Annotated in this window: 20 protein-coding genes; 12 read left to right on the top strand and 8 right to left on the bottom strand. The window is 62.5% G+C overall.

All coding sequences use genetic code 11. The features are described from left to right. Positions 1 to 10: 10 nt before the first annotated feature. From NS365_RS04685 to NS365_RS04665, 5 genes are read right to left on the bottom strand one after another with little or no spacing between them, the layout of a single operon-like run. Positions 11 to 283 carry a hypothetical protein gene (locus NS365_RS04685; RefSeq protein WP_058599121.1) on the bottom strand — a complete coding sequence of 91 codons (273 nt, stop codon included), beginning with the start codon at positions 281 to 283 and terminating at the stop codon, positions 11 to 13. Next, positions 280 to 885: a hypothetical protein gene (locus NS365_RS04680; protein ID WP_058599120.1), complete on the bottom strand. Its 606-nt coding sequence runs from the start codon at positions 883 to 885 to the stop codon at positions 280 to 282. Before NS365_RS04680 ends, NS365_RS04685 begins: the two co-directional genes overlap by 4 nt. Then, complete coding sequence (locus NS365_RS04675; protein WP_058599119.1) at positions 882 to 1,079, bottom strand: hypothetical protein; 198 nt, start codon at positions 1,077 to 1,079, stop codon at positions 882 to 884. Before NS365_RS04675 ends, NS365_RS04680 begins: the two co-directional genes overlap by 4 nt. Beyond that, complete coding sequence (locus tag NS365_RS04670) at positions 1,079 to 1,291, bottom strand: hypothetical protein (RefSeq protein ID WP_058599118.1); 213 nt, start codon at positions 1,289 to 1,291, stop codon at positions 1,079 to 1,081. Before NS365_RS04670 ends, NS365_RS04675 begins: the two co-directional genes overlap by 1 nt. Next, positions 1,288 to 1,593: a hypothetical protein gene (locus NS365_RS04665; protein WP_058599117.1), complete on the bottom strand. Its 306-nt coding sequence runs from the start codon at positions 1,591 to 1,593 to the stop codon at positions 1,288 to 1,290. The genes NS365_RS04670 and NS365_RS04665 overlap by 4 nt, the downstream gene beginning before the upstream one ends. A gap of 191 nt (positions 1,594 to 1,784) precedes the next feature. Here NS365_RS04665 and NS365_RS04660 point away from each other — a divergent pair, with 191 nt between their 5' ends. Then, positions 1,785 to 2,294: a YbjQ family protein gene (locus NS365_RS04660; RefSeq protein ID WP_244498361.1), complete on the top strand. Its 510-nt coding sequence runs from the start codon at positions 1,785 to 1,787 to the stop codon at positions 2,292 to 2,294. Between the two features lie 26 nt (positions 2,295 to 2,320). Here the strand turns inward: NS365_RS04660 and NS365_RS04655 are convergent, their stop codons facing one another. Both NS365_RS04655 and NS365_RS04650 read right to left on the bottom strand, forming a co-directional pair. Then, positions 2,321 to 3,238, bottom strand: coding sequence for a helix-turn-helix domain-containing protein (locus NS365_RS04655; protein ID WP_058599116.1), 918 nt, complete (start codon positions 3,236 to 3,238; stop codon positions 2,321 to 2,323). A gap of 107 nt (positions 3,239 to 3,345) precedes the next feature. Next, complete coding sequence (locus NS365_RS04650; RefSeq protein ID WP_058599115.1) at positions 3,346 to 3,606, bottom strand: hypothetical protein; 261 nt, start codon at positions 3,604 to 3,606, stop codon at positions 3,346 to 3,348. A gap of 107 nt (positions 3,607 to 3,713) precedes the next feature. Here NS365_RS04650 and NS365_RS04645 point away from each other — a divergent pair, with 107 nt between their 5' ends. The 8 genes from NS365_RS04645 (at position 3,714) to NS365_RS04610 (ending at position 10,090) form a co-directional block, all read left to right on the top strand. Continuing rightward, complete coding sequence (locus tag NS365_RS04645) at positions 3,714 to 4,160, top strand: hypothetical protein (protein WP_082684421.1); 447 nt, start codon at positions 3,714 to 3,716, stop codon at positions 4,158 to 4,160. Further along, positions 4,157 to 4,447, top strand: a complete 291-nt coding sequence (locus NS365_RS04640) for a hypothetical protein (RefSeq protein ID WP_058599113.1) — start codon at positions 4,157 to 4,159, stop codon at positions 4,445 to 4,447. The genes NS365_RS04645 and NS365_RS04640 overlap by 4 nt, the downstream gene beginning before the upstream one ends. Continuing rightward, positions 4,444 to 4,782 carry a hypothetical protein gene (locus tag NS365_RS04635; protein WP_058599112.1) on the top strand — a complete coding sequence of 113 codons (339 nt, stop codon included), beginning with the start codon at positions 4,444 to 4,446 and terminating at the stop codon, positions 4,780 to 4,782. The genes NS365_RS04640 and NS365_RS04635 overlap by 4 nt, the downstream gene beginning before the upstream one ends. 5 nt (positions 4,783 to 4,787) lie before the next feature. Continuing rightward, positions 4,788 to 5,201: a hypothetical protein gene (locus tag NS365_RS04630; RefSeq protein ID WP_244498363.1), complete on the top strand. Its 414-nt coding sequence runs from the start codon at positions 4,788 to 4,790 to the stop codon at positions 5,199 to 5,201. Beyond that, entirely contained in the window at positions 5,198 to 6,487 is a 1,290-nt protein-coding gene (locus NS365_RS04625; RefSeq protein ID WP_244498360.1) for a DUF7146 domain-containing protein, read from the top strand. Before NS365_RS04630 ends, NS365_RS04625 begins: the two co-directional genes overlap by 4 nt. Before the next feature lie 2 nt (positions 6,488 to 6,489). After that, a complete protein-coding gene (locus NS365_RS04620; RefSeq protein WP_058599109.1) occupies positions 6,490 to 8,331 on the top strand; it encodes a DNA primase family protein in 1,842 nt (613 codons plus the stop codon). A 477-nt stretch (positions 8,332 to 8,808) separates the two neighbouring features. Then, a complete protein-coding gene (locus NS365_RS04615; RefSeq protein WP_058599108.1) occupies positions 8,809 to 9,657 on the top strand; it encodes a hypothetical protein in 849 nt (282 codons plus the stop codon). Positions 9,658 to 9,787: 130 nt separating this feature from the next. Then, a complete protein-coding gene (locus tag NS365_RS04610) occupies positions 9,788 to 10,090 on the top strand; it encodes a hypothetical protein (protein ID WP_058599107.1) in 303 nt (100 codons plus the stop codon). Between the two features lie 16 nt (positions 10,091 to 10,106). Here NS365_RS04610 and NS365_RS24020 read toward each other — a convergent pair whose 3' ends face one another. Next, the gene (locus tag NS365_RS24020; RefSeq protein WP_153003655.1) at positions 10,107 to 10,721 is read right to left on the bottom strand and encodes a hypothetical protein; all 615 of its coding nucleotides are present in this window, start codon (positions 10,719 to 10,721) and stop codon (positions 10,107 to 10,109) included. A 275-nt stretch (positions 10,722 to 10,996) separates the two neighbouring features. Between NS365_RS24020 and NS365_RS04605 the strand changes: the two genes are divergently transcribed. The 3 genes from NS365_RS04605 to NS365_RS04595 are packed head-to-tail and all read left to right on the top strand — an operon-like array spanning position 10,997 to position 14,653. Next, positions 10,997 to 11,611 carry a P27 family phage terminase small subunit gene (locus NS365_RS04605; protein WP_058599106.1) on the top strand — a complete coding sequence of 205 codons (615 nt, stop codon included), beginning with the start codon at positions 10,997 to 10,999 and terminating at the stop codon, positions 11,609 to 11,611. Between the two features lie 4 nt (positions 11,612 to 11,615). Continuing rightward, positions 11,616 to 13,355 (top strand): terminase large subunit, encoded by a 1,740-nt coding sequence (locus NS365_RS04600; protein WP_058599105.1) that lies wholly within the window; start codon positions 11,616 to 11,618, stop codon positions 13,353 to 13,355. After that, positions 13,355 to 14,653, top strand: coding sequence for a phage portal protein (locus NS365_RS04595; protein ID WP_058599104.1), 1,299 nt, complete (start codon positions 13,355 to 13,357; stop codon positions 14,651 to 14,653). The genes NS365_RS04600 and NS365_RS04595 overlap by 1 nt, the downstream gene beginning before the upstream one ends. Positions 14,654 to 14,658 lie beyond the last annotated feature (5 nt).

Here is a 14,658-nt window from a genome sequence, read left to right as displayed (position 1 = left end):
TCGCAGGCCATCAGTGCGCTCCGATCGGTGGGAAGTCGGTGGGGTTCAAGCGCTCGCCGGGCGCGATGGCCCGATCGGCGCCTGCGCGCGTGAGGGCGTAGGTGGCGGGGCCGGTGTCGGCCGAGCCCGTGCGATGGACGGCCAGCCCGGCCGCCACCATGTCGTTCCAGTCCTCCTGTTCGGGCTCGCGCGGGGCGATCACGAACAGATTGCGGTAGGACTGGCGGCGCGGGTTGGGGAGGCCGAGGGCGGCGCGGGCGAGGGTGCGCTGTTCGCGGTTCATGCTGCCTCTCCTTCGGGCTCGGGCACGAGGCCGCCGTCTATCGTCACGTCGCAGAGCATCATCGCGTAATTCGCTAGGTCGGCCGTGTGGCGCTGGATCGCCTCGCGGTTGACGGCGAGGTTGCGCAGGCCGTCGCCCCGGAGCTGGTCGAGTGCCTTGCTGGCATCGCAGGCTTTGGCGAAACAGCGATCGGCCAGCCATTCGGGCTTCTCGTTGCTCCAGCCGCCCTTGTGATCGTTCTCGCGTAGGCGCTTCTCCATCCTCCCCGCGAACGCCGCGAGATGCTGGCGGATGGTCGGTTCGGGATGGCCCGACAACACCCGACTGCGGTGAGCTAGGGTCAGGGCCGCGATCTCGTCGGGGCCGTACCCTCTGGCCTCAAACATCCGTTCCGCGATGAAGATCATCGTCTCCGCGAAGAGGGCCGAGGTCGGGGCGAGCCGTTCGGGATCGTCCGCCCATCTCTCGATGTCGGTGGCCGCAAGGATCACGATGGCGGCGGAACAAACGACGGGCGATATGCCAGCCATCATGTCTTGAAAGCCCTTCACCAGTTCGAGGACGGCCTCGCACTGTTGGGCTTCGGTCGGGGCGGTGCTCAACGGTTGGCCTCCGCGATGACGATCTCGGCGCGCGGGGCGGGCGTCGTGCTGGCGATGGAAAAGAGGGTGACGGCGGCGATCATGCTGGCGACGGCGGCCAGCTCGGCGGCGAGGCGAAGCGCGCGGCCGAGGGGCAGATAGTGACTGATGATGCGGCCGATCTCGGCCGCCTCTAGGGCGAGGGCGGCGCGCATCAGGCGAGGCCCTTCGCTGCGTAGACGATCAGGACGACGACGACGAGGAAGGCCGCGCCGACGCAGGCGGTCCAGAACTGTTCTTCGTCCTGCACCATGGGCGCGCTCGTCTCGCTCGGCGGCAGGACGTAGGGGCGCGGGGCCGGGGCGGCGTCGTTGGCGATCTCGCGATAGATCGCCTTCGGATGATCGGGATGAAGGTTCGGGATCAACGTTCACCCTCCCGCTTGGCGCACGCGACCATGGCGGCGACCTCGTGGCCGAGGTCGGTCAGCTCGGCGCGGTCAAAGCTCCGGTTCCGACTGGCGGGGCGGACCTTGCACAGATTGCGCAAGGCGAGCTGCGAGACGTGATCGGCCGGGATCGGCTCGCCGTCCTTGGACGTCCAGCCGAGCGAGGCGCGATTGCCGCGACGATAGGCGCGTTCCGCGAGGCGGCGCAGAGAAGCTTGAAGGTGAAGGGGAATTTCGACGCGACCAGGATCGCCACGAAACAGGGGGGAATTCGCAAGCATCAGACAGCTCCATCCTTTGGGATGGGCTAAGACTTCCCCATAATGGGTAACACGTCAACCCCATATTGGGTAACATTCGATTGGTCCAGCGTCGTCATGTAACCTCACGCAAAGATTTGGCTGCAAGGTTTCGGTTGATGGCTGGTTCGCGCGTGTGTCCGTCTTGCAAGCAAAAGGTGTTATTCTTCGCTATGACACGTGAAGGTATCTGCGAAGACTGTCTCAAGAGGCACGGTTCCGATTGGACAGGAGCTGCGGCACAGGAACGGGCTGACCTTGAAGCTCTGGTTGATTCGCAGATCGCCGCCGGGTCTCGCGTGGATTGGGCATCGGTTCCTGACGAACTTATGCTGCAGCGCGCAAGCTCCGTCATTCTGACTACGGGACTGGATGTCCCTGGCCGTCAGATATTGGAGATTTTAGGCGTGATAGGAGCCGAAAGCGCGCTCGGGATGAATATATTCCGCGATGGTGCAAACGCGTGGCGAGATGTTATCGGCGGGCGCAGCCAGACGATCCAGAGCGCTTTGCGAACGAACCGCGAAAACTGCATGAGAGAACTACAGGTCGAAGCGCTAAAAGCCGGTGCCGAAGCGGTTATAGCGATCAATCTCAACTATTCAGAATTCACGAGCCAAACAGTCGGTGGCGGGATGCTTTTCACGGCGGTTACTGGAACGGCCGTCAAGCTCAGCCCTTGATCTGGGCTCACTCGAAAGCGAATGGTTTAAGTCTTGCCTAGCGCTTCCCGTTTGATGAGCTGCCTAGCTGGCTTTCTCGGGATAATGGATGTTACCAAGCAGGCCCAGCGCAGCGGTACATCGCGCATGACAGGAGCGTTGAAGCTTTCCAAGTCAAATAGACCCGGTCCTCTTCCTGGTTGGAGGACTTTGACCATAATGCGATCGTCTTCAAGGCCGACAACGCATAGCTCGCCGATCAGGTCCTCGGACGGAACGAGTTGTTCGTCCTCGAAATAAACAAGCCAACCGTCGCTTGCGATGCCTCGCATAGATTCTCCTCGCACCTCTAGCGCCTTTGTAAAGGCGGTCGAGTTCGGGGATGGCGGGCCATATCCGAGGCCGCCATCACCATGCGAGAAAAGCACGGTTCCGTCCGGTCCCGCGCCAGCCATGCCGACGATAGGAATCTTATCCACGCTATCCACAACCTCTGTGATTATATCCGCAGGGTTGAGGTCGAAGCCGCGTGCGATCTGCTCGATGTAATCGGACGTCAAACGGCGTTCGCCGCGCTCCAGTTTGATGAACTGGCTACGTGACATGCCGGTCTTTTCGGCAGCGGTTTCATGCGTCAAGCCGAGACGTTGACGATGCTCTTTGATGCGGTTCCCCATACTGGGAAGACTGCCGCAGTTTGATTTGCTGCGTCGTTCCCCATATCGGGGTTGACGATGTTCCCCATAATGGGGAATATTGGTCGCATGAACCTCGCCGATTTCATTGCCCAGCGCGAACTGACGCTTGAATGTGTCGCCGATGAAATCGGCGGCGTCTCTGTCTCCGGCTTGCGCAAATGGTTGGCCGGCGAGCGTGTCCCGCGCCCTGATCAAATGCGTCGCATCTTTGATTGGAGCTGCGGGATGGTCGCGCCCAACGATTTTGTCCTGTCCGGTAATCAGCATCACAGCGCTCGTCGTTCCAGTGATCCAATACCTGGAATCGACGCACGAGTTCGTCACGCGAAATCGACTCCCCGCGTTTCACGGAGCGCCGCGCTTTGATCGCGTTCTCAGCTCTCGATGCGTTTGATCACGTCGTCCAAGCAGGTTCTCACCGCTCGGCCAATGCGCATCGTGGTGATCCAAGCATCCATATCTCCGCTCTCCAAAGCGGCGTCGGCTTCCTGGCTCCAGTGCATATCCGCGTCCAGGGCGAAGTAGTGCGCATCGGCGGGCGGAAAGTCGCTCCGACGAAAGCTTCCCTCCAAAAGCTGCTTCACCAGCCATTCCAAGGCGAGCTGCCTTTCAAGGGGAGGCACCGTTTCGCGCATCGCGTTCTCCGTCGTGGGTTTGCGGTTGCGATGGTGCAGTGCGCAATCGGATTCGTCCACAACTTGGAATGGAATCGCTTCCCGTCTTTAACAATACGGGTGCGGCCATGACGGATCATATCGCGCCCGACCTCAAGGCCTTGAAATCTACCGGCCACGCGCTGGTAGAGGCCGTCGGCGGCTGCGTGGCGGCCAAGGTGATCCTCGGTCACAAGAGCCCGTCCACGATCAGCGCGCAAACCTCGATCTCGGAGCCGGATCGCTGGATGAACGTCCGCGATCTGATGGTGTTGGAGCGCCATGCGCAACGGCCGATCGTCTCCGAATGGCTGGTGGAGCGGCATAAGGCTGACCCGGATCGGGTGCGCCGCCCTTTGTCGATCGAAGACGTGGCGCGGCTCGCCAAGGAAAGCGCGGAAGCCAAGCTCGCCATTCTCGCCGCGCTGGCTGACGGCAAGGTGGACCAGCTCGATCGCACGACGGTGGCGCGCGAGATGCGCGAGCTTATCGCGGTGGCGAGCGAGGTTCTGGACGCGGTGGAGTTCGGGGCATGACGCATGGTCTCCGCGTCATTGCAGCCGATGGCATGAAAGACCCGAAGGGCAATGCCGGCGAGTTCATGGCGTCGATCGTCGCCGACGTGAACGATGCCTGGGCGCGCAAGGGCGTGGCTGGTTGCGACATTGTGGCGGCCGAGTGGAAGGGCGCAACCGGCTTCATTTTTCTCGACACGATCCCCGGCGCGCAATCGCTGACGGTGGGGCGTGTCAGCGCGTTTCTCAAGGCGGAACAGGGCAAGATAGCCAAGCGTACGGCGGACGGCATGGGGAAGCTCCTATGACGGCGCGTGTACTCGGCTGTCTGGAATGCGGTGCGCCGCTTCTGGTCTGCGTCCAGGTGCGGGGATTTTGCGATGGTCGCTGCCGTGCCGCCTGGAACAACCGCCGCAAGCTGCGCGGTGCCGAGCTGTACGACTTGTACATGGCGCACCGCTGGAATCGTGCCGAGGCCGTCAAGCTGGGCGTCTTCCAAGCCATCAATCGCCTTGCCTCGGAATACCGGGCCGAAGATCGCGAGCGCCGCGAGGGGCGGCGCTCCTGGCGTCCGCCGGGCGATGTCCTGGCCGAGCGCCCGTATCTGAAAAGCATCAAGTCGCATGTGAGGGGAGGCCGTTGAGCGTCGTGGGTAAGGCGAACACGGGCGGGCATCTGGATCGGTACGAGCGCGCCGCCCTGGACGGGGCGGGGTGCCTTGCGTTCCTGCTGGGGTCGCAGGTCGTGGATGCGGCCGAGACGATCGAAGACGGGACGATCGGGGCGGCCATCCGCTGCGCCGGCTTCGGGCATCCGGGGCAGCGGAGCTTGCGCGCCATGGGCGTGGTGGTGCGCCCTGCGCCGGCTTCGGTCTTTGTCGCCGTCGCGGCGGCGCATCCCGTCTTGTCGCGCCTGTTCGATAACAGCGACTGGTGCGACGGCTGGGCGGGCGCGCTGATGCGTCTGCCGGGGGCGCATGGCGGCGAGCGCATGAGCTTCGGGCGCGTCTATGCGCCGGCCATCCTCGTGCCGCGCGTCCTCATCTGTGGTGCGCCATCGTGACGGCGGTGCGGTCCAGCCTGCGTGATCTCTTCGTGGAAGAGGCGCGGGGTGTCGAGATGGCTGCGGCCCTTTCGAACCTGCCGCTCTCTCATCTAAATGACCGGATCGCGCGCGGCGAGCTGATCGGCGCTTGCCCCGCCTGCGGCGGCAAGGATCGGCTCGGGGTCAATCCCGGCAAGCCCGCCTGGGTGTGTCGTGGGTCGGACGGGGGCCGCGATGCGATCGGCCTCGCCGCGCATGTGCTCGGCCTCGATGTCAGCCGGTCTGGCGATTTTCTGGAAGCTTGCGCTGCCGTGCTTGGGCGGCCGGTGCCGGGCGACACGGAAGAGAATGACGCCGAGCGGCGCGATCGGGAAGCCCGGATCGCCGAGCGCAAGCGGCAGAACGAAGAGGCCGCCGCCAAGCGGGACCGCGAGGCGAACGACTTCCGCGCGGCCGAGCAAAGCCGAGCGCGGGGCAAATGGCTCCATGCCAAGCTTGACGGGCTGCATGTGACCTATCTCGCGCGGCGACTGGACTGTTACGCGCATGAGCTGCCGGTCGCGCCGCTTCTGCGCACAAGCCCGGCAGAAACCTACTGGTACGGGAAGGACGATCGCGATCCACGTTCGGTGCCTGTCGAGCTGTTCACTCGCCCTGCCATGGTCGCGCCCTTTGTTGCGCCGTCCGGCCATGTGATCGGCTGTCATCTGACATGGATCGATCTCGACCGGCGGCCGAAGTTCCGACCCGTGATCCTCGACGCGAAGGGCGAGCCGCTGCCGAGCAAGAAAATGCGCGGCACGAAGAAGGGCGGCATGATCCCGCTGATCGGCTTCTATGAGCTGGACGGCCTGATCCTGCCCGATCCGCACCGGCCGCGTTTTGTGGCGGGCGAGGGGATCGAAAACACGCTCGCCATCGCCCTCGCGGAAGGGCCGCGCGCGGACACGATCTATGCCGCTGCCGGCGATCTCGGCAACCTTGCCGGCCCGGCTGACGCCAAGAGGCGCTTTGCGCATCCGACGCTTAAGAAAGCCGACAAGAACGGGGTGATGCGCCCTGTCTGGATCGCGAGTTCCACGCCCAAGCTCGATCAGACCTTGGACGACGCCCTCCAGGCGCCAGCGGGCGTGACGGACATTCTCCTTCTCGCCGATGGCGACAGCGAAGTCCATGCCACGGCCTCGGCCATGGCGCGGGCGCGGACCCGGCTGGGAGCCGGCGGCGCGCGCGTGGACGTGCTGTGGCCGCCGCGCGGTTACGACTTCGCCGACCTTCTCGCCCTCTCATCCCTCGGACAATAAGAATGGCCAAGAAAGACAGCCCCGACGCCGCATACTTGCGGGAGTTGGTCGCGGCAACGCGCCTCCAGCACGGCCCCGCCATGGTGCCGGAGCCCGAAGCCGAAGAGGCTGATGATGTGGACGGCTCGGCCGCACCGGCGCGGCCGGGCGAAATCCCGCGCGCCGAGCGCACCGATCTGGCGGATGACGAGATCGTGGAATGGTGCGCTCATTGCGACCATTCGGACGCGGACAACGGCAAACGGCTCATCGCGCATTTCGGGATCGACCTGACGGTGATGCGTCAGGCCAAGAGCCGCGCGCCGGCCTATGGCGTCTGGAACGGCACGAATTGGGACATCGAAACCGGCAACACGGCGGCGCTCGCCCTGGCGCAGCTCCTCGGCGATCGGATCGCGGAGGAAGCCGATCACCTGATGATGACCGATGCCGAGATGAAGGTCATCTACAAGGCGCGGGATGCACGGGATAAGGACGAAGCCGACCGCACGCCGGAAGACACGCGGCGTATCCAGCTCGCGGAGAAGATCGAACAGCGCTTCATGGACCGGTGCGCCAGCCGCATCAAGTTCGGGGTGTCGTCCAAGAACCTCGGCAAGCTGAAAGCCATGCTCGAATGCGCCGCTCCGCTCCTGATGCGCGGGCCGGAGGAGTTCGACGCCAACCACTACAAGGTCGCTGTGAAAGGGCACACGCTGACCTTCCGCTATGGGCCGGAAAAGATCGTCAATCCCGATCTGGAGCGCGATGACGCGCCTGCCGATGCGCCTGACACGATCACGGTCAAGGTCGCGAAGGTGAAGGTGAAGGCGGGGCATTCCCGCGAGGACTATATCACCTCGACCATTCCCACGGCCTATAAGGCGGCGGCGACTTGCCCCTTGTGGCTGGCCTTCCTCGAAGAGTTCATGCCCAACCCGGCCAACCGCAGGCTTCTCCAGGTGGCCTTCGGGCTCGGACTGCTCGGGATCACAGTCCAGAAGCTGTTCTTCCACTACGGCCACGGGGCGAACGGCAAGTCCGTGGCGCTGGAGGTCATCTGCCGGGTGCTCGGCGGCAACGCCGTGACGCTGCCGGCGGAAAGCTTCACGGGCGGGGCCGGACAGAGCGGGCAGGCGTCCCCCGATCTCGCGCGGCTCTATGGTCGGCGCTTTCTGCGCGTCACGGAGCTGCCGGAGGGCGATCCGCTGCGCGAGGATCTGGTCAAGCGCCTGACGGGCGGCGAGGCGATCCCGGTTCGAGACCTGTTCTCGGGCTATTTCGACTTCCTGCCGATCTTCACGGCGCACATGTCGGGCAACGGCTATCCGAAGATCACGGGCACGGATAACGGCATCTGGCGGCGCATGACGGTGATCCGCTGGCCGGTGACGATCGCGGAAGGGCGGCAGCGCAACTTCGAAGAGGTCGTGGGCGAGTTCGCCCCGGAGCATTCCGGCATTCTCAACTGGCTGATCGAAGGCGCGCTGATCTACCTGCGCGAAGGGCTCGTCATCCCGGAGGATGTCGTCCAGGAGACGAAGAAGTATCGCGAAGAGATGGACTATCTGTCCGCCTTCGTGAACCGCTGCGTCGTTGTCGATCCGGCCTCCTTTGTGCGCGCCCGCGAGTTCTATGATGCCTATACCGCGTGGGCAATAGACTCGGCTGTGAAGCCAGTTTCGGGTGTCAATTTCGGCACGAAAATGGGCAAGAGGTTCACTCGCGTCGATGACAGCCAAGGCCGCCACTATGCCGGCATTCGGCTGGAGAATGTGCCGGCGCGTCCGGCGCGCACAACAGAGCCGGATGACGCAGACGACTATCCCGAGGGCTATGGCGGCCCGGACGAAGAGCGGGGCTGAGATGTTGCCCTATCGCTCCCGCACCCCTCCAGACCCCGCCTGTGCCGCTCTGACAGGCTCATGGAGACATTGACGATGCTACGACCGCCTTAGCCCCTCCGGGCGCATGGAAACGCAAATTCGGACCCGCCCGAACCTTCATTTGAGGGAACGGGAAAGCTCTGCCCGCAAGGCATTATGGAGGACATGGAGGATCATGGAGAAGTCTGGAGGACTGCCAAACAGCCACAAAGCCCTGCCGCACAAGGGTTCTGGATGGTCTGGAGGGTCTACGTCGCCCCTCGCGTATAGGCGCGTAGAGCGCATACAGGCGCTGCGTACGACAGGCGAGCGCGAAGCGCATTTCATCCACCAGCCTATCCATGACGGCGAGTAAGTCACTGTAAAATAACGCAAATCCATCCCCTTAGGCATCCTCCATAACCCTCCATTCTTCCTCCATAGTTCTCCATTGAACCTCCATAGGGAAACTCTTCCGTGATCCGTAAACCCATTGAAATCAGAACCTTGCTGGCTTGGGTCTACGGCGAGGAGATGCCGAAGCGCGAAGCTTTCGAGAACGACGTTCGCCTGTTTGGCGGCGTTTCCGTCCCCTCGACCTCGGCTTGGGACGCGATCTCGCGCCTCGCCATCTTGGGGGTTCGGGTGGATACGTCCGGGCCGGCCCCGGACAATCGGGCGCTGGTCTACCCGGACCCGGACGCCGTTCTGGTGGACGAGGCCGTCATGCGCCTGGAGATGGCGACGATCGCGATGCCGGACGGATGGGACGCGCTGGGCGATCTGGCCGAGATCACGGACCTAGAGCTGACTGAGGCCGAACGTGTGGACGCGCACCGCAACGGATGGGACATCGCCATTCCTAAGGGGGATCGCCTCTCCGCTCACGTGATCCGTCAGGCGTCGGTTGATCGGGTGCCGGCGTGGCGGGACCATGGACGTATCGAGCGGCGGCCGAAGCTCGGGGCCAACGGCAAGCCGGCATGGTTCCGGGTGGTGAATGAGGCGGGGCCGGGCGAGCCGGCGCGGCCTCGCGAGGTTGATGGGTACAATCGGTCTCGGCAACGGCCCTACAAGGGCGCGTATCGTCGGTATTACCTCGACCCTTGCCCCTCGCTCTTGGTCGCTGCGCGTATCGAATATCAGGCTTGGGCTCTCGCGCTTCATCAGATCACGAACGACGTGCAAGGGAAGCTCTCGCGCTTCGATGTGTCGTGCCGTGTTCCCTTGTGGCCATGGGAAGGCGAGGGGCGGGGTTCTTCGCCTCGGGTGCTCTCGGTGCGGTCATCCACAGATGCGCCTAGGGAGCCCTCCAAGGCCGCTTGACGCGCGGCTGGAATTTGACGTAGGTATCCATGCTAAGGAAGACTGACCCCGGAGCGGAAGCGCTCGCGGGGTTTTTGCGTATCTGGAGGGATGCATGGCAACTCGGCCACCATCGTTCCGACCCAAGCACATGCCCGCCCGTGCTGATCTGCGTCGCGAGTATGATCGCAAGCGCCGCCAGTCGCACCCGTGGCGGGCGCTCTACAAGACGCCCGAATGGCAGGCGATCCGCGCGCAGGTGCTCGCGGCCGAGCCCCTTTGCCGTCGCTGTCAGGCCGAAGGGCTGATCACAGCGGCGACTGTGGTCAACCATGTCGAGCGCCACCACGGCGATCCCGTCAAGTTCTTCGCCGGCCCGTTCGAGCCGCTGTGCAAGCCTTGCCATGACGGCGAGGTCCAGCGGCAGGAACGCGCCGGTGCAGGCAACGAATAATAACTGCCTGTCCTTACTAGAATTTAATTCGCAACATTCGGCCGCCGGGCAGAGACAAAAGCCCGACAGTAGCCTCGGGCGGCCCCCTCATGATTTGGTCATCGGAAATTGGATCTATGTCCCAATTCGGGTTCATTGAGCTAGCAACTGTGTATGCAGCTATAGCGATTTGCGAAATCCTGTAGGGCGATATGCCCTTCTCCCCATTTTTTTCGTATAGATAACGCCATTCAACAAACATATTCGAATAATTATTCAGATCAGAGTTGAAGGAGTTTCTATCGTGACCTGTTCTGATTTTGTACTCTGCAGCAACTTTAGATTTTATCGGCTCTGGGAGATCTCTGAAAAGTTTTTTAAGCTCGTGCCCGTGCGCCTTTAAGCTACTCTCTTTGAGCATGCATTTGAAGTATAGCTCTATTGCAAAAGCTATGTTGACAATTGATGGTACTACGAAGGATTGAATCGTTTCTTTTATTGCGATATCTTCTGAGGCTCTTAGTGCTGAGCCATGGAAGCTTACAGCCAAGTCATACATCCTATTGGCCTCCGACTTTGTCGCTGGCCCTACAGTCTTTGCAGCTTTTTCGAGACGTCGGATGTATTCCGCTTCCTGCTCTGGCGTGATCATGGCTTTGTAATCCGTGGTGATGTGAATTTCTGGCTGGAGTGGCATTCCTATCGCATGTGAAAGCTTTCGCCATCTGGAATTGCATCAGTCGGGGCCTTCTACCTCGAGGGGGGGGGGATCGAAAGTCGGCCGCCGTAGGGGCGGGACCGGCGAGGTAACAGCCAAAAAATCGGCGCGAAATTCTAAGCGCCAAACTTTTTTCTTTTGCGCGCAATGGGTTGCCGCCTTTTGCGCCGGAGGGTGGAACCGTGGGAAGACGCAAGGAAGACCCCGCCTTGCAGGCGGCGAAGGGATATCCCGGTCGGCGTAAGCCAAAGACGAACAAGGCGATCGAAGAGGCGGCGGCCTCGGCCGAGCGTGAAACTCAGTCCGATGATCCATTTGCGGTGCCCACCATCTTCCGGCGTTCGCCTGCCTACTATCGCCGGGCGACAGAGCTTTGGGTCTCGCTTGCTGACACGCTGCGCGCCTCCGGCCGCCGCCGTCCAGGCTATCGCGCCGCGCTGACCCGATACTGCATTTGGGTCCAGATGCACGAAGACGCTGTGGAGAGCTTGCGCCGCGATTGCCCGAAAGGTGGGACCACGTATGAGTTCACCCCCGTTGGCGGCACGTCTCGGATCGTCCAGCATCCTTCGCTGAAAACCATGAAGGATGCCGAGCCGATCCTCCGGCAGATCGAAGACGACTTTGGTTTCAGCCCGCGTGCCGACAGCGCGCTCGTGCGGGTCGAGAGCTTCAACCGGACGCAACAGGGCGACTTGTTCGGCCGGACTGGCGGCGGCGCTGGTGCGCCACGTGCCGATGCGCCTGACGAAGCGGGTGTGCCGGAGCATGATCCGCTCGATTTGATGACCAGCACGGATAGCACTCCGCCAACGTTGAACTGACGCTATGGCGGATGTGACCCACAAGCTGCCGCCGTGGCTGGAAGGCTCGGCGGCGCAGCCGGAATATGCCTGGGCGCTAACCGCATGGCGGAAGGCCACTGCCGTCGAAGGCGCATGGTTCGACCATGCCAAGGCCGACGCTGTGGTGAAGGCATGGCCGACGATCTTTCGTCTGACGGATGACCGCTTTCGGGGTGTCCCGTTCAAGCTTTTGCTGTGGCAGGAGATCACGGTTCGTCTCTTGGTCGGCTGGAAGAAGCCGATCGAGATCATCGATCCCGCTACTCATAAGTCGACGATCGCGCATGTTCGCCTGTTCCGTCGTCTAGACCTCTGGATACCCCGTAAAAACGGGAAAACAGAGTTCCTGGCGGCGCTCGGCGTGTTGTTCTTCGTTCTGGAGAGGGTGCCGGGCGGGCAGGCTTTCGTGTTCGGCCGAAACAAGGATCAGGGTAAAGTTCCGTTCCGCAAAATGCAGGCCATGATTACGGAAGGGAATGGCATCCGCGAGGATCGCGCCGGGAACGAACGTGTGCTTCTCAGCAAGGAAGCGATCTTTGTTCGCGAGACCGGCGCACTCTGCGAGCTTCTGACCGGGAAACCTGATGGCAAGCACGGCCGATCCCCGAATGTCATCGTGGGTGACGAAATCCACGAATGGCAGACGCGGGAGCTGGCCGATACGCTTAGGCAGGGGACAGGCGCTCGTCTCCAGCCGATACAGCTCTACGCCTCGACGGCCGGGCGAAAGTCGGGTCGTGTCGGATGGGAGTGGTATCAGGAAAGTCTCGCCATCATGTCGGGCGAGAAAGACGATCCGACGACACTGGTTGTTCATTTTGCGATCGGCGAGGAAGACGATTGGCAAGACGAGGCTGTGTGGCGCAAGGCGAACCCTTCGCTCGGCCTGACGCCGACGCTCGACTATCTGCGAGGCGAGTTCCGAGAAGCGAAGGGAAAGCCGGCGAAGGAAGCCGTCTTCCAATGCTACCACTTGAACAGATGGGTCGATCAGGTCGGCGGCTGGCTCCCCGTCTCGAAGTGGTCGGCATGCGCGTCCGACGCTGATGGATGGATGACAGCGGAGGCACGATTTCGAGGGCGGAAAGCCTACGGCGCATGCGACGTGTCTTCGACGCGAGACATCACGGCGCTGGTCTGGCTTTTCCCGCCTGAGAGTGAGGGCGATCCGTGGTCGCTATTGCCGTTCTTTTGGGTACCGGAGGGGACGTTAGAGGAACGGGCGATCGAAGATCGCCGCGTCAATTGGCGGGGCTGGATCAACCAGAAAGCCTTATTCGCTACGCCGGGAGATAGCGTCGATCAGAACTTCGTCGGGAATGCGATCCGAAGAGGTTTCGGCCAGTTCGACGTTCAAGGCTTTGGCTTTGACCCGTGGAACGCGCAAAAGCTGATGACCGATCTCGAAGAGGACGGGCTCGACATGACGCTTGTCCAAAAGATGCGGCAGGGCACCGCCACGCTCGGCGAAGCAACGAAAGAGTTCGAGCGGCTGGTCTTTGCTGGCCAACTCGATCACGGCGGCCATCCGGTCCTCGGGTGGATGGCAAAGCACTGTCAGGTCCGGTTCGACGATAACCTGAATTACGTCCCGGCGAAAAAGCAGAGCATCGACAAGATCGACGGCATCGTCGCGAGCGTCATGGCGACCGCACTCGCGATCAATGGAACGGAAGCCGACGATCTCGACGGCTTCACCTCTAACCCTGTGATGGTGATTTGATGGGCAAGAAACGGGAGCGGCAGGCGAAGGCCGCGCCGTCGAATGCGATCACGCCGATCGGGTCGAAAGATGAGCGGATCGGGCTCGCCGATGCTGGCGCCCTCGCGGCGGCGATCGGGCGCAAGAGCCATGCCGGCAAATCGGTGACGCTAAACGCGGCGATGCAGCTCGCCACGGTCTGGGCCTGCATCCGCCTGACGGCGCAAGCCGTGTCGGCGTTGCCGCTCGGCACCTTTCGGCGCGAGGCGGATGGCGGGCGAACGGCTGTGGACGATCACGCGCTCGCTGAAGTGCTGGAGGTCAGCCCGAACGCCGATCAGACCTCGCTGGAGTTCTGGGAGGCGACGGTGGCTTGGCTGATCTCGACCGGCAATTCCTATGCCGAGAAAGTCGAGTTCGGAAAGCGCCTGTCCTCACTCCAGCCCCTCGCCAGCACTCATTGCCGTCCGGTTCGCCTGCCCAGCGGCGAGTTGGTCTATCGCGTCACGGATCGCGGTAAGAGCGAGGATATGCCGCGTTCCAAGGTGTTCCACATCAAGGGTTTCGGGTTCGGCGGTGATCTCGGCCTCTCGGCTATCGCCAACGGGGCCGAAACCTTTGGCGCGGCCATGGCTACAGACGAGGCGGCGGGCAAGATTTTCGGCAACGGCTTGAGCGTCAGCGGTATTTTGTCCTCCGAGCAGGTTCTGAAGGCTGATCAGCGTAGAGACCTAAAGAACGCGATGCTCGCTTATGCCGGCTCGACCAATGCCGGCAAACTGATGATCCTCGAAGCCGGGCTCAAATATCAGCAGATGACGCTGAACCCGGAAGACGCCCAGATGCTGGAAACCCGGCGCTTTCACATCGAAGAGATGTGCCGGTGGTTCGGGATGCCGCCTATCATCATCGGTCACGCGGCCCAAGGCCAGACTATGTGGGGCTCTGGTGTCGAGCAAATCCTCCTGACGTGGCTGGCGCTCGGCATCAACCCGATTTGCCGGCGGATCGAAGCGCGGATCGTCAAAGACCTCGTTCCGGCAGGCGAAAAGCGTCGGCTCTATTGCGAGTTCAATCGCGAAGGGCTGCTCCAGATGGACAGCGCGGCGAAGGCCACGTTCCTTTCGCAGATGACGCAAAATGGCCTGATGGATCGCAACGAAGGCCGCGCCAAGCTCAATCTCCCGCGTCGGGAAGGTGCGGACGCCCTGACGGCCCAAACCAACCTCGCGCCCCTCGACCAGCTCGGCGCGACCGGCGGCGATGCGTCCGCCGCGCGCAATGCTCTGGCCGCTTGGCTCGGCCTTTCTGGGAACTGACGATC

It is taken from the genome of Aureimonas ureilytica, from assembly GCF_001475935.1.
GTDB classification, from domain to species: domain Bacteria; phylum Pseudomonadota; class Alphaproteobacteria; order Rhizobiales; family Rhizobiaceae; genus Aureimonas; species Aureimonas ureilytica_A.
Note: the sequence above shows the minus strand (reverse complement) of the source record. Positions and strands in the feature narration are given on the sequence as shown.